Raw genomic sequence first — 15053 nt, 5'->3', positions numbered from 1 at the left:
TTTCAACGTCTATAGGTACGTCTGACACTTTGAATCCTTAAACAACCGTCAGAGTGTTAGAACAACACGAAAGGATGTAGAGGTGAAGATGCAGCGAAAATTAAAAAGTAGTGTGTGGATGTTGTTTGTGATGTTATTCTGTTTTGTATTGCCTCAGACAGGACAAGCTGCTCCGCAGCCGACCCTGTACCTGAATGGAAGCTCGATTATGCTTCCGCAACCGATTGAGATGATTAATAATTCTGTCATGATTCCGATTCGCGTCGTATCAGAAGAGTTAGGTTATAAGGTAGGTTGGGAGCAGAAGACGCGAACAGTAACCATAAATAACGGAACCACCAGTATCAAGCTAGTAATAGGTGAGAAGACAGCGCTAGTGAATGGCAAACAAATGAATTTGCCGGTTGCTGCGACTGTGATTAACGGTACTACACTTGTACCGCTGCGATTCGTTGGTGAATCGATGGGACTAGTAGTAGACTGGGATAATGAGTCCAAATCTGTGTACATATTCACATCAGATGACGGTTCGTCCGAGGTAACGCCACCTTCAGGTGGGGGAGGTGCAACCAATGATGCGAAAGTAACGGATTTTGATTTTTTTGATAACACCTTACATATTGCAACAAACAAGTCGGTTAAACCTCATATAATGAAGATGTCCGATCCAGATCGAATCGTCATTGATCTGCCGAACACGGTGTTTTCCGATGAGTTCAAGTCTAAGTTCTCGTTTGACGATAGTGGACAAGGAGTAATGAAGATTACCGATTATCCGGACGTTCAGCGTATACGTTACGCGTTGTTCAGCGATTCACCGAACACAGTACGGTTTGTAATCGACGCCAATTATCCATTAACATACGAGAACATCTCAACCACTAGTGGACTTATTTCTTTAACATTGAATCCTGCGCCTACGGAACCGACTAAGCCTCCTGAGCCTACTAAGCCAGTCAAGCCAGCAGGTAAGTATACGGTAGTGATCGACGCTGGACATGGCGATCATGATTCTGGCGCCGTCAGTGTGCGGAAAAGATATGAGAAAACAGCTAATTTAAGTATCGCCTTAAAAGTTGCAGAGCTTGCTAAGAACGAACCGAAGTTGAATATCGTATTAACTAGAAGCACGGATGAGTTTCTTGAACTGTCTGAGCGAGTAAAAATTGCTAACAATCTTAATGCGGATTTATTCGTTTCCATTCATCATAACAGTATCGACAATAAGCCGAGTGTAGGCGGTACAGAGACTTATTATAATCGTGCTGACAGCAAAGCCTTTGCTGAAACGATGCATAAGTATCTAATGAAAGGTACTCAACTTAAAGACCGTGGTGTAAGGCAAGCGGATCATCACGTAACACGCAATACGAAGATGCCGGCAATCTTGTTGGAGGTTGGATTCTTGACTAATCCAGATGAGGAAGCCAAAATCTTCAATGAAGATTTCCAGTGGCGAGTTGCGAAGGAAATTGTTAACGGAATTAAAGCGTACCTAGGAGTGAACTAGGAGCACTGTTCGTAGACAGAAGCGTGCTTGTGGCGTATATTCTAAGAAGGGGGTGCTGATATGAACAAACGTCGTTGGGTTGGTATTATGACTATTATTCTAGCAGTTGCGATGTTGACAGCGTGTGGAAGCAAAGAGACGGCTAATAACGGTGGTAGTATAGACAATGTTGAGCCGCCTAAGGTAGAGACGAATAAACCTGAACAACAACCTACGGAAGTCGATAAACCGGCGGATACGAAACCGACACCGCCATCGAATGAAACGGAAAAGCCTGAAAAGAAGCAGCAAACGATTTCGGTTTATGTTTCAGATGATGAACTGATGGAAGTGACATCGTATTCGAAAAACATCGAATACTCGAATGACACGGAGAAGATTGCCGTAGCTTTGAGCTCGCTGCAAACTGCAGACAACTCGAAGCACATCGCCCTGTGGGAGAAGATAGAGTTCAAATCTCATAAGCTCGATGATAAAGGCGTATTGACGCTGGATATTCATATTCCGGACGATGCTCATTATGGTGCTGGCGGCGAAGCATTTGCAATTGATGCTTTGACGAAGACGCTGTTTCAATTCCCAGAGGTGAAGGCGATCAATATTCTCATTGATGGCAAAGAAACAGAGAGCTTGATGGGGCATGTATCGCTCGATCATCCGATCGCACGACCTTAAACGATTGAAAGGTAATATGGTGCGATTCGTAGTTTCATATTCATATACAGGTTAGATTTGTAAACAGGGGCAGGAAATGCCCCTGTTTCTGTCGAAATAATGATCTTGAAACCATATTATTAGATGAAGGAGATGCGTCATGCAGTTTAATAGCAAAAAACGACTACATAAAGTGATAACTACTATGTTAGCAGTGTCGATGACTCTATCGGCAGCTCCAGCGGCAATGGCAGCTCAGAACCCTGCTCCTGTGAATACATCAGCATCGAACGCTTCAGGTTATAGTCCAGTATTCAGCGATGTTAAGCTTGGTCACTGGTCAGAAAAACATATACATAAATTAGCGGCATTGGGTATTTTGGAAGGCAACCAAGGCAAGTTCCGTCCAACTGATCCGATTACGCAACAGGAAGTAATTGCTGTTGCTATTCGTTACATGGGCTTGAAAGATAAGGTGCAGAAGGATACAGCAGTTAAACTGCCTGAAGAGATCAAGGTCAGCAATTATTTTAAAGACTATGTTGTGTTGGCGCTAAAGGAAGGTATTATCGATCTAGAGGAAGAGAGCGCTCCAACGAATGATAAAGCAGCTTGGGGTGAGAGAAAGGCGACTCGTGAATGGGTCTCGAAGATTCTCGTTCGCGCTGCAGGCAAGGAGAACGATGCGGAAGCAGCGATGCAAACTCCAACTTCCTTCGCAGATAACAGCGAGATATCACCTGATGCGCTTGGATATGTCAATGTAGCGGTTGATCTGAATCTGACGACCGGGATGGATAAGAACCGTTTTGTTCCTAAAGGTACCGTTACGAGAGAGCAAGCGGCAACCTTCTTCAGCCGCGCTGATGAAAAGGTATCCAATGTGGATTATGCCAATGATAGCTATGGAATCGTTACGGGGATAACGGATGATCAGATCAAACTGTATACGGATGATAATAAATGGGTCAACGTTCGCTATGACAATAAGACGATGTGGTATGAGCTGGGCAGTGACAAGGCCATTACCCCTCAAGACATACCATTGTATACGAAGATCCGATACATCGGACAAGCTAATAACGCAGTTTATGTTGAGTTGGTTGACCAACAGAAGATGATTGAAACAAGTCTAGCTACTCTTAAATATTCCGAGTCCAATTCGCTGTGGGTGAAGCAGAGCGGACAAGAGGGCTTGCAAGAAATTAAGTATGAGAATAACACGGTGTTTAAAGATGCAAGCGGCAATACAATCAAGCCGACTGATCTAATAGAAAACACGGAGCTGGAGATTACGCGTGAAACATTCTCCAAAGATCGTAAAGTGATTGAGATTCAGGTGAAGACGAACCAAGTTAACAAGAGCGGTTCAGGCAAGATAGCCTCGCTTGATCAAGCGTCACGCACTCTAACTGTATTGAACGATAAAGGTGTCAACGAGACCTATACAGTTAGCGAGAAAGCCGTTATCCGTCATAATAATACTTTATTAAGCCTGCAAGATCTAAAGCCTAGTGACTCCATCACGTTTACTGTTGAAAATAATGTGATCACGTCCATCGTGCTCTCCAGATCGCCTGAAGCAAGTGTCGAAGGCAAGCTGGTAGCACTTGATAACTCGAAGACGATGATTACCGTTGTCAAAGATAATGGGGACTTCGATACCAAGCTGCTCTCGACATTAGTCGATATCCAAATCGAGGGCATGACAAACGCGAGTATTGATAACTTGATCTTCGGCGCTGATTATGGCGACCGTGTGAAAATGACCATGAACAGCGAAGGTAAAGTTACACATATTCAAGTTCTGAACCGCAATGTTAAGACGATGTACGGTGCGACGATCAAGAGCTACGATGCCAAAGGGCAGTATCTGGTAGTCGAGGATGCGAATAAGAATGTTAAGCTTCTTAACCTTGACAACACGACTCAGTATGAGCTGAACGGCAATAAGGTATCTCAAGACGCAGTCCTCGGCATGCTTCTTGGTAATCGCAAAGTAAATATACAGTACATTGGCGATAAAACGCTGCTCGTTCAATTTGTATACAAATATGAAGGAAAATATATGGCGTCTAACCTGTCTTCTCGTCAAGTGACGATGGAGCTAGCGAATAAAGACATCATCATTATGCCGTTTGATGGTCCAGTTCTGCCTGTACTCGTCTACGGCAATAAGAGCGCCACTGTAGCGGATCTGAAGCGCGGTGACCAAGTCACAGCCATGTTGTCCAACAATCAGAGCTCGATCGTGTCCTTGTCGGTTCGCAGCCATGTTCAATTCGATGTTGAAGAAGTAAGTACAGCAACGAATCGAGTTAAGCTCCTGAATCCGGACAATAAATTAGAGGAATACAGCCTTAGCAATGTCGCGCTGTATGATGCGAACAATAATCGAATTACAGTGTCCAATATCAACAAGGGCGATGTGCTAAATGCTGTATTTGATGGGACTAGCCTGGTTGAGCTTCGTAAGGTAAATGTATCGATGGGGCGTGTTCAGTCCGTTGAACCTGCTGCGGGTAAGGTTGTGGTGAAAGACTATAATGGCCAGATCTTTACCTTTAATTCAGCTGATGGCTTAACCGTCTTAACGGATACAGGATCAACTTCTAGTATTGATACATTGAAAGTTGGCGATCGTGTTGAGGGTCGCAAGGATGCATTAAATAAACCTGTACTGAAAGTGATTCCAGGTTCAGAAAGAACATTCTGGAAGTACGATTCCAAGACGAAGGAATTGTATGTCACTCGTAAAGCTAACGATACAAGCAAAAACTATTTCCAACTCCATCCGAATGTAATCATTCATGATGCTGCTGGACAAACGATCTCGGTTGATTCGTTGAGAAACGATGACAAGCTTGTACTATACTTCTTGAATGATCAGATCATTGAGATCGAGAAGAAGTAAATAGTTTCTAATGCGAGCCGCTATCTGTAAAAATGGGTAGCGGCTTTCCTATTCCTGGCGGTGGCGAAGTTTGTTGAACGTGTTATAATGACACAAGAGCTTTTTTAAGGGGGCTATGACGTGGCTGTCACTGTGCGTGTACGACGTATATTAGATACGATCGGAGAATTATTTCCGGATGCCCATTGCGAACTGAATCATTCCAATCCATTTGAATTGACGATAGCCGTTCTTTTGTCAGCTCAATGTACAGATGAAACGGTAAATAAGGTTACGGTAGATTTGTTCAAGAAATACAAAGCACCGCAGGATTATATTGCTGTTCCGTTGGAAGAGTTGGAGCAGGACATTCGCCGCATCGGCTTATATCGCAACAAGGCAAGCCATATTCAGAAGCTGTGTCACATCTTGCTGGATAAATACGATGGACAAGTACCGGATAAGCATGAGCTTCTGACTGAACTGCCGGGTGTGGGCCGTAAAACTGCAAATGTTGTAGTTTCGAATGCATTTGGAGTACCGGCGATCGCGGTCGACACACATGTAGAGCGTGTATCAAAGCGGCTTGGCTTAGCTGATGAAACTGACAGCGTACTAGAGGTCGAAAAGAAATTGATGCGTAAAATACCGCGAGCTGAGTGGACGCTTACTCATCATCGATTAATATTTTTCGGCCGTTATCACTGCAAGGCGCAATCTCCTCAATGCGAAGTTTGTCCGATGCTGGATATATGCAAATTCGGAAAACAACGTATGAAAGGTGAATCCAAGAGAAAGACTGGTAAGTAAAGTTTAAGAGGAGCAGGTGGTTGCTAATATGAGATGCATTTCCGTTTACACTGACAACTTTGAGCAATTTTCCGATATTTTTGAGAAAGTGATGCAGAGTCCTGTGCAGGATGATGAAGAAATTATCGTGGATGGGATTACGGTTTACGGCGCTGGAGAAGTGCCCGATCAATATGTTGACCGCATGAAGCAGAAGCGCGATGTGGTTGTGATGCGAGTGAAGGCTGAAGGCATTACGATACTTCAACATGGTGATCTATTCGAAATTATACTCCCGAAACGGGAAAATATGGTACACTAGAACCGAGTTAGCTGGCATGTAGGAAAAGCCGAGCAGCTCGGTTTTTTCTTGTTCTAATAAGGGTGTATGAGAGGGATTAGATCAGAGGGGGATCAATACAGCGGGTATGAAGACGTTGGATACAGCCAGTAATGCAGTTCAAGAGAATACCGGCGCATATCAGGGGAATAAGACGCTGAGCCATGTAATTGAAGTATGGGCGGAAGCCGTCAGACAGGACGGCAATCGAATTGAAGCGAACAAATTGATAGAGTTGTGCGACAAAGAGCGCGAAGGACTGCTCATGATCGCGATGTGTGGACATTTCTCAGCAGGCAAATCGACAGTAATTAATCAGATGTGCGGTAAACGCCTGCTGCCGTCCAGTCCTATACCGACTAGCGCGAATGTGGTTACCATTCGGAATGGCGAGCGACGTGCGGAGATTTTATTTCGGGGGCGAAGCACGGATCAGCTGGAGCTAATTCCGTTAGAACGGTTGGAAGAAGTATGCCGAGATGGTGACAGCATAGAGCGAGTGAATCTGTATGAGGAAGTGGAATGGCTGCGTGAGGGGGCAGCGCTGCTTGATACGCCTGGCGTGGATTCTACAGACGACCTGCACCGTGAAGCTACCGAAGCGGCGCTTCATATGGCTGACGTCGTATGTTATGTGACGGACTACAATCATGTCTTATCCGAGATCAACTTCGCCTTTGCGAAGCAGGTAGCGGAAGCAGGCAAGCCGCTGATCTGGATCGTGAACCAGATCGACAAGCACCGTGAATCCGAGCTGAGCTTCGAACAGTATCGTACTAGTGTGAGCAAGGCGCTTCACGATTGGGGTATCCACCCAGCGGCGGTCTTTTATGTTTCGATGATGGATGCCGATCATGTTCATAATGAATGGCCGCAGGTCGTTGCCGCGCTTCGGCTGCTTGTAAAGGAACGCAAGCCGCTGGTCGCATCCGGTGTAGAACAAGCTGCTCGTTATATATTAGAGAAGCATGAAGAACTGAAACGCGAGACGCTGTCGGCTGAGCACAAGAAGTGGATAGAGTCAGCTGGCGGCGAGTCTGTGGTTACTAACGCGCGCACTGCGCAGCATACGGCGGAGGAACGTAAGCAGCTGCTCTTGCTAGATAAGCAGACTGTGCGAACAGAATTTCAAGAGAAGGTTAGCCGTTTGCTTAGAGATGCGAATATTATACCTGCTCCACTGCGAGATCTAGCCGCGCATTATCTTGAGAGCCGTCAGATCGGATTCCGTGTCGGAATATGGAATCGCGGTGAGAAGACGGAGGCTGAACGTGAACGCAGATTGAATCTAGTTCAGATTCGCTGGCAAGAAGAGATACAGACTAATATTGTCAGTCATCTAACCACGCTGGCTCGTGAGTATGCAGGAATGATAGGTATAAATGGAGATACAGCAGTAGATACGCTTCAAGCAGCTTTGCCAGAACTAGGAGGGCGTTGGCTTGCTGAATTAGTACAGGAAGGTGCTGCTGGCTCTAATGAATATATCCTGAATTACTGCCGTCTCATTAGCGAGGAAGCCAAATCGTTGCTTCGCAAGGCGGTATGGAATGAATTCGAGCCCTGCCTTCATGCGATAGAACAACGATTTGATCAGGATATTGAGCGAATTGACGCAGAGCTTGCCTCACTGCACAGCATGCTGCTCGAGGACGAAAGATTGATGCAAGCTGCCAACCAGTTGCTCCATGAAGAAGCTCGTTTAGTTCAGATGATGGACGGCCTATTCCCGAATCGAACGAAGCCTGTGTCCTCACTAGAGCTCATGCCTGATCTTAGCGATAGCGCTTTGCTTCGAGCGAGCGATGAGGCTTCGACTAGCGAGATAGAAGAAGATGATACTTGGAATATATCGCTCTTAGCGCTGAACAAAGAGGACGTTGGAGATCAGATAGCGGCTTATGGACAATTTGCTAATAGAATCGACTCTCCACTCTCTATGGCTGGGGATGATGTTGACGCAAGGGCAAGGTGGCGGGCAGCAGCTGATCAATTAGAGCTCAGCGCCTCCGCGATTGATCAATACGCATCAATAGCTCATATGAGCGAGCATATGCGTGCCAAGGCGAAGCGTCTGCGCGACAATCGCTTTAGCGTAGCGTTGTTTGGCGCCTTCAGTGCCGGGAAGTCCTCATTCGCGAATGCGTTGATGGGTGCGGAACTTCTGCCAGTGTCGCCGAATCCGACGACGGCAGCCATTAATCGCATCTTAGGCCCGTCTGATGAGCATCCTCATCGGACAGCGCTCATTCGGATGAAGAAGGAGTCTGAACTATTAGCCGATATTCGTTATGCGCTGGAATGTATGGGTGAAGCTCAAGCACACAGTCTGAGCTTGAAGGAAGCTCTCCAGCAAGCCGAACGCTGGCAGCCTGAGATGCTTCATCCTGCGGGGAAGCCGCATTACAGCTTTATTCAAGCGGTGAAGCGCGGATATAATTCGATTCAACATCAGCTAGGTCAGGAGCTTCACGTCACCTATGAGGAGTATCGCGAATATGTATCGAATGAAGAGCGGTCTGCCTTTGTGAATAACGTAGATCTGTTCGCCCATAATCCGTGGACAGCTCAAGGGTTTACCTTCGTGGATACGCCAGGAGCAGACTCTATTAATGCTCGCCATACTGGCGTGTCCTTTGAATACATCAAGAACGCGGATATCATCCTGTTCGTGACTTATTATAATCACGCCTTCTCGCAAGCGGATCGACAGTTTCTTACACAGCTTGGGCGCGTGAAGGATACATTTGAGCTCGATAAGATGTTCTTCATCGTTAATGCGGCAGATCTGGCCGCGAGCAGCGCAGAATTAGACAGCGTGATGGAGTACATGCGCGCCCGTCTGCAGGAGTTCGGCATTCGTTCTCCGCGGCTGTTCGCCGTATCCAGCCTGCAAGCTTTGGAACGGAAGCTGGCAGGTCAGATGGATCAGCTGCCTCGAACAGGCTTCTCAGCGTTTGAAAGCGAGTTTCAACATTTCGCAGGTCATGAATTGACAGCAATGGCAGTTCAGACCGCTGAGCATGATATGCTGCGCGCTCATGCTCAGCTTGAGGTTATGGCGGCAGCGGCTGTTGCGGATAAGGATGAGCGCCTGGAGCGTCAACAGCAGCTTCGTCAGGCTGTGCAGCGGGCTGAGCAGCAGCTGAGGTCATTAACGTACTGGAATGAACGCAAACGGTTGGAGCAGGAAACGGATGAACTGCTCTATTACGTCCGGCAGCGTATCCAGTACCGTATAGGCGACAGCTTCTCAATGGCTTTTAATCCAGCGACGCTTCGCGGCGATAATACGGACATTGAACGATCGCTTTTCCAATGTTACGGTGAATGGCAGCGTTCCTTTGAGAAAGAGCTGACGAATGAGCTGCTGGCGACTTCATTGCGGTTGGAGCAGCTGGCGAAACGGCTTATTGTGAAGCGATTTGATGAGATCATGCTCAATGTTAAGAGCACTTTGAATGGCTTCAATTATACACTGCCCGTCCCACTAAGCAGTTGGACTACTCCGCATATTGAAGTGAAGAAGCCTGAAGGCGTGCTAACCTCTCGCAAGCTAAAATCAGTGTACCGTTCCAGCAAAGCGTTCTTCGAGGGCGGAGGTCGCGAGGAGCTTCGAGGGCTGCTGGAGCAGGAAGCATTAGAGCAAATAAACGGCACGAACCAATGGATCAAGCTCAAGTTCCTGGAGCATCTGGAAGCGCGTATGTCGATTACAATTCAAGAGCTGGTCTCAGATTGCGTACAGGTGATGCAAGAATATGAGGCAGGAATGATGTTTGCTTATGGTGAATCTGTGGATGCTGATGAGCTTCGTCGTACTTCTGCACAGCTGAATTCCTATATACGGAAATTAAGATGAATATGGATTGCTTTCATACGAATTAATATCATATTGGCATCAATGTTAGAAAAACCTGCATCTATAAGGGATGCAGGTTTTTCATTATCAATAAACTCAAGAGATGAAAGAAAAACAGACCATTTAAAAGAAAGATACCGCAAATGAACCGATAATGTGTTCCTATCGACTTATAAACGCAATTATGCTTTGCAGACCGTTTTGCCGTTCTTTGGAGGGGATGTTAAACTTCGCTACATACAATTGGCTTTATGTAGAGAGGGGGAGAAAGATGAACGTCTTTAAGCAATTAGCACCGTACTATTGGCCTAAGAAAGTGTACTTTTTCGGTTCCATCTTGTGCCTGATGTGTGTCACTGCGCTTGGTCTCGTATATCCCAATTTATTGAGGATACTGATTGACGACGTCATCGGTAAAGGGAACTACGATTGGGTGCCTTGGCTAGCATTAACGGTTGTTGCCGTCGTTAGCGTAAAAGGCACCCTACAATTTTTATCAGGCCTTTTAGGCGGGAGGTTAGGAAACTGGTCAGCTTATGAAATGCGCAATGATTGTTATCGTAAATTGCAATCGCTGTCCAATGAGTATTATGACAAGGCGCGGACAGGAGACTTGATGTCTCGCTTGACAGCAGACTTGGAGGGAATTCGTCATTTCGTCGGATTTGGCTTTGCTCAAATATTGAACATGTTTCTAATGGTCATATTCGGTGCCGCCATGATGCTGTCGATCAACTGGCAATTGACGCTTATCACTTTTATCAGCATGCCGTTTCTCGCGATCGTGGCTCTCAAGTTTGAGAGCAAGATCCATCCTGCATTCCGTGAAATGCGCAAGACTTTCAGTTCGTTAAACACCGCAGTTCAAGAAAACATTACAGGTGTGCGTACCGTGAAATCATTCGCGCGCGAATCACATGAGGTTAATAAGTTCTCGGTCCGCAACGAAGCTTACAAAGAAAATCAGATCTATGCTTCATCCTTATGGGGAAAGTACTTCCCAATAATGGAACTGCTGGCTTCCCTCAGTGTTGTCATTCTGCTTGGCTGGGGCGGTACTTCGGTCATTAACGGAAACATGACATCAGGTGAGCTGATCGCATTCTTCAGCATGATCTGGTACATTATAGGTCCTATGTGGGGCATAGGCTTTCACATTAACAATTATACGCAAGCGAAGTCATCTGGTGAACGTGTGCTTGAGCTGCTGAATACTCAAGTTGAGATCAAAGACACACCTGCTGCGCATCCGTTGGATCCAGACCAAGTGAAAGGCCATATTGAATTTAAAAATGTATCTTTCCGTTACGAAGGTGAGATGCATGCTGTTCGCAACATTACACTCGATGCGACACCGGGCAAGGTTATCGGTCTCCTTGGCGGTACAGGTGCAGGTAAATCGACGATCATTCAACTGCTGATGCGGGCATATGACGTGAGCAATGGTCAGATTCTGCTAGACGGCGAGGACATTCGCAATATTGAAGTATCAAGCCTGCGCAAACAGATTGCAACCGTATTCCAGGAAACGTTCCTGTTCTCATCAACGATCCGCAATAATATTGCATATGGTCGTCATGATGTTACCGAAGAGGACATTATCCGCGTCGCGAAGCTGGCGAAGGCGCATGATTTCATTCTAGAGATGCCAGAAGGCTATGACACAGTCGTCGGTGAGCGCGGACTAGGTCTTTCCGGCGGTCAGAAGCAGCGTTTGGCAATTGCTCGCGCGCTGTTGAATAACCCGAAGATACTCGTGTTGGACGATGCAACCAGCGCGGTAGATATGGAAACTGAGCATGAGATACAGGAAGGCTTCAACGAAGTAATGCGCGGACGCACTGTATTTATCATTGCTCATCGAATATCTTCCTTGCGCCATGCTGATGAGATTATCGTTCTTGATCAAGGCAACATCTCTCAACGCGGCACGCATGATGAATTAATCGAGATACCGGGCACTTATCGAGATGTATACCATATTCAATATGCTGATTATTTAGAGGAGCAGGAATCCTCGCAAGACTTAGTAAGGCAGGAAGATGGGGTGAGAGCATGAGTCAATCTAAAGCAGCCGAACCGTCCAGGCGACCAGGTATTCGGGCTGACGGCAACCTTTCCAATTCGATCGGCTTCGAGCAAAAGACTCGATTCGTATACCCGGATGATGAAATTATAGAGAAGCCGTTCAACTGGGGGCAAATGCGTCGTCTGCTCGTCTATATGAAACCTTATAAACGACAGCTGCTGCCTGTGCTCATCCTGTTGATGGTATTGGGCACACTGACGAAGCTCGCAGTTCCATTCTTGACGAGTTATGCAATTGATTATGCGATTCAACCTGTAGATGCGCCGCCTAATCAGAAGCTGCTGTTTATCATAACAGGGACTGTATTCGTTACGTATCTGATTCAATGGGCTACGAACACATACCGAATCAAGTTCATGAACGTGATCGGACAGCGCATTATATACGATCTGCGTTCCGACTTGTTTAAGCATATTCAAACGCTGTCATTCGGTTTTTATGATAAGCGTCCAGCGGGCTCAGTGCTCGTACGCGTAACGAATGACGTCAACTCGCTGCAGGATCTATTTACGAACGGGGCAATTAACACTCTCGTCGATATTCTACAGTTAACAGGTATCGTAATCATTCTGTTTTTCCTAAACGCTAAATTGGCAATTGCTGTTATGATCACGGTACCGATTATGTTCCTCGTTTCATCGAAGCTGCGCCGCTACATACGCAGATCATGGCAGGACGTACGGATCAAGCAATCGAGAATCAACTCGCACTTGAATGAAGCCATTCAAGGGATGCGTGTAACACAAGCTTATACGCAAGAAAAAGAAAATATGCAATTTTTTGAGCATATGAACGGAATCAACAAGAAATCGTGGGATCGCGCTTCGATGTTAAACCAAACGTTCGGGCCGATCATCGAGATTACAAGCGCGATCGGAGCGTTCATCCTCTTTATGTACGGTTCGCATCTAGTTCAGACACAAGCGATTACGGTTGGGATCCTGTTCGCATTTGCACAGTATATCGGGAACTTCTGGGAGCCAATCAACCGCCTAGGTAATATGTATTCGCAGATGCTCGTAGCAATGGCTTCGTCCGAGCGAATCTTCGAGTTCATGGATGAGAAGCCGTCTGTCGATAACGGTCCTAGAGCAATGGTGCTGCCGCCGATTAAGGGCAATGTTCAGGTTGATAATGTATTGTTCGAATATGAGCCAGGGCGCCCTGCTTTGAAAGGAGTATCCTTGGAAGCGATGGCGGGTCAATCGATCGCCCTCGTTGGACACACGGGCTCAGGTAAGAGTACAATCATCAACTTGCTGTGCCGTTTCTACGATCCTACTGAGGGCCGCGTTATGATCGATGGCTTTGACATCAAGAATGTCCAGATGGAAAGCCTTCGCTCTCAGATCGGTATCGTGTTGCAGGATACGTTTATCTTCTCAGGAACGATACGTGACAATATCCGCTTTGGTCAGCTTGACGCTACGGATGAGGAAGTAGAAGAAGCAGCGAAAGCTGTTCACGCGCACGACTTTATCGTGAATATGCCTGATGGCTATGATACGGAAGTTCAGGAGCGCGGTAACGTGCTCTCGATGGGGCAGCGACAGTTGATCTCGTTTGCGCGCGCGCTGCTGGCGAATCCGCGCATCTTGATTCTGGATGAAGCGACTGCCAGCATCGATACCGAAACAGAGCTGAAGATTCAAGAAGCGCTTAAGACATTGCTTCGCGGTCGGACTTCGTTTATCATCGCGCATCGCTTATCCACAATTCGCGGCTGCGACAATATTATCGTGCTCGATCATGGCCGTATCAAGGAGCAGGGCAATCATGAGCAGCTGATGAAGAAGCAAGGCGTGTACTACGGGCTGGTAGCAGCTCAATACAAGTACATGTAAGCATGTATTTCGGCTTTTGAAGTCATCATAAGTTGAAGTGATTTTTCTAAAGAGCAGTAGTCAAGAGGGGTATCCCTTATGGCTGCTGTTTTTTTACATAAGTAGTGAAGTCAAGTTTTCCTGAAATAAATTCTTGGATGTTCATAAGATCTTATTTGCATTTAATTACTGAAATAGGTAATGTAATATTTATACGGGAAATGACCCGTTGGACAGGTTAACTCGATACAGAGGAGTGAAACGTTGATGAAACAACGATCCGCTTCATGGACTATTATTTATTTGATCGGCATCGGCTCAACCTTGTTGTTTCTTGTAGGCTTTGGTTTAGGTGTTGCGGATATCGTTTCTCCCGGTTCCATTCCATTTGCGGAGAAGCCTACAGTTCAAGCACCGCCAGCTACAACTGCAACAGAACAGAAGGAGCTGAACATCGTATCGCTTGGTGATTCACTCACACGTGGAACAGGCGATGATACCGGCAGCGGCTATGTACGCCGAACGGTGGCTCTGCTGGAGCAAGAACAGGACAAGCCGGTCAAGCTGATCAATAACTTGGCGATAAACGGTCAGCGCGCGGATCAGCTAGCTAAGAGTTTAGACAAGGAGAGTACGGGTCATACGCTGAAGCAGGCTAATATCATTCTGCTAACGATTGGCGGTAATGATTTGTTTCAGAGTGCACTTCGTGGAAAGACGGGGCATGAGCAGCTGGATCTGAAGACGCTGCAGACGAAAGCGATGGAAGGGATAGTATCTTTAGAGAGTGTACTGTCGAAGATTCGTAAATGGAATTCTGATGCATTAGTCGTTTATGTCGGGTTATACAATCCATTTTCAGATCTAGAAGAAATGCATGAGATTGGCAATACAGTAGTACAAAGCTGGAATGACGCAGCTGCGACCATTATTAACAAGGATTCGAACATGATCTTAATTCCGACGCAGGATCTGTTTGAGTTTAATATTGAGACTTATTTATCATCAGACCACTTTCATCCGAATGGAGAAGGGTATGAAGCGATTGCGACGAGAATCGTGCAAAGTATCCCTCATTCCTGGTGAGCAGCTA

9 protein-coding genes are annotated in these 15053 nt (G+C 46.3%); all 9 read left to right on the top strand.

Annotated elements, in window-relative coordinates; all coding sequences use genetic code 11:
* Nucleotides 1-88 precede the first annotated feature (88 nt).
* The 9 genes from AC3WTP_RS14540 to AC3WTP_RS14500 all read left to right on the top strand — a co-directional run bounded on the left by AC3WTP_RS14540 (nucleotide 89) and on the right by AC3WTP_RS14500 (nucleotide 15046).
* Nucleotides 89-1510 (top strand): N-acetylmuramoyl-L-alanine amidase family protein, encoded by a 1422-nt coding sequence (locus tag AC3WTP_RS14540; protein WP_492395347.1) that lies wholly within the window; start codon nucleotides 89-91, stop codon nucleotides 1508-1510.
* 60 nt (nucleotides 1511-1570) lie between these two features.
* Nucleotides 1571-2185, top strand: a complete 615-nt coding sequence (locus tag AC3WTP_RS14535) for a GerMN domain-containing protein (RefSeq protein ID WP_492395346.1) — start codon at nucleotides 1571-1573, stop codon at nucleotides 2183-2185.
* A 139-nt stretch (nucleotides 2186-2324) separates the two neighbouring features.
* On the top strand, nucleotides 2325-5078 hold the full coding sequence (locus AC3WTP_RS14530) for an S-layer homology domain-containing protein (RefSeq protein ID WP_492395345.1): 2754 nt from the start codon (nucleotides 2325-2327) through the stop codon (nucleotides 5076-5078).
* A 120-nt stretch (nucleotides 5079-5198) separates the two neighbouring features.
* On the top strand, nucleotides 5199-5867 hold the full coding sequence (nth, locus tag AC3WTP_RS14525; protein ID WP_492395344.1) for an endonuclease III: 669 nt from the start codon (nucleotides 5199-5201) through the stop codon (nucleotides 5865-5867).
* A gap of 28 nt (nucleotides 5868-5895) precedes the next feature.
* On the top strand, nucleotides 5896-6168 hold the full coding sequence (locus tag AC3WTP_RS14520; RefSeq protein ID WP_492395343.1) for an NAD/NADP transhydrogenase alpha subunit: 273 nt from the start codon (nucleotides 5896-5898) through the stop codon (nucleotides 6166-6168).
* A 115-nt stretch (nucleotides 6169-6283) separates the two neighbouring features.
* Nucleotides 6284-10048, top strand: a complete 3765-nt coding sequence (locus AC3WTP_RS14515) for a dynamin family protein (RefSeq protein ID WP_492395342.1) — start codon at nucleotides 6284-6286, stop codon at nucleotides 10046-10048.
* Nucleotides 10049-10319: 271 nt separating this feature from the next.
* Nucleotides 10320-12107: an ABC transporter ATP-binding protein gene (locus AC3WTP_RS14510; protein WP_492395341.1), complete on the top strand. Its 1788-nt coding sequence runs from the start codon at nucleotides 10320-10322 to the stop codon at nucleotides 12105-12107.
* Nucleotides 12104-13981, top strand: coding sequence for an ABC transporter ATP-binding protein (locus AC3WTP_RS14505; protein ID WP_492395340.1), 1878 nt, complete (start codon nucleotides 12104-12106; stop codon nucleotides 13979-13981). The genes AC3WTP_RS14510 and AC3WTP_RS14505 overlap by 4 nt, the downstream gene beginning before the upstream one ends.
* A gap of 246 nt (nucleotides 13982-14227) precedes the next feature.
* Nucleotides 14228-15046, top strand: a complete 819-nt coding sequence (locus AC3WTP_RS14500) for a GDSL-type esterase/lipase family protein (RefSeq protein WP_492395339.1) — start codon at nucleotides 14228-14230, stop codon at nucleotides 15044-15046.
* Nucleotides 15047-15053: the final 7 nt, after the last annotated feature.

It is taken from the genome of Paenibacillus sp. EB106-04-04-XG159 (genome assembly GCF_058791835.1).
The sequence above is the reverse complement of the archived record's forward strand: the minus strand, read 5'-3'. Positions and strand labels throughout refer to the sequence as shown.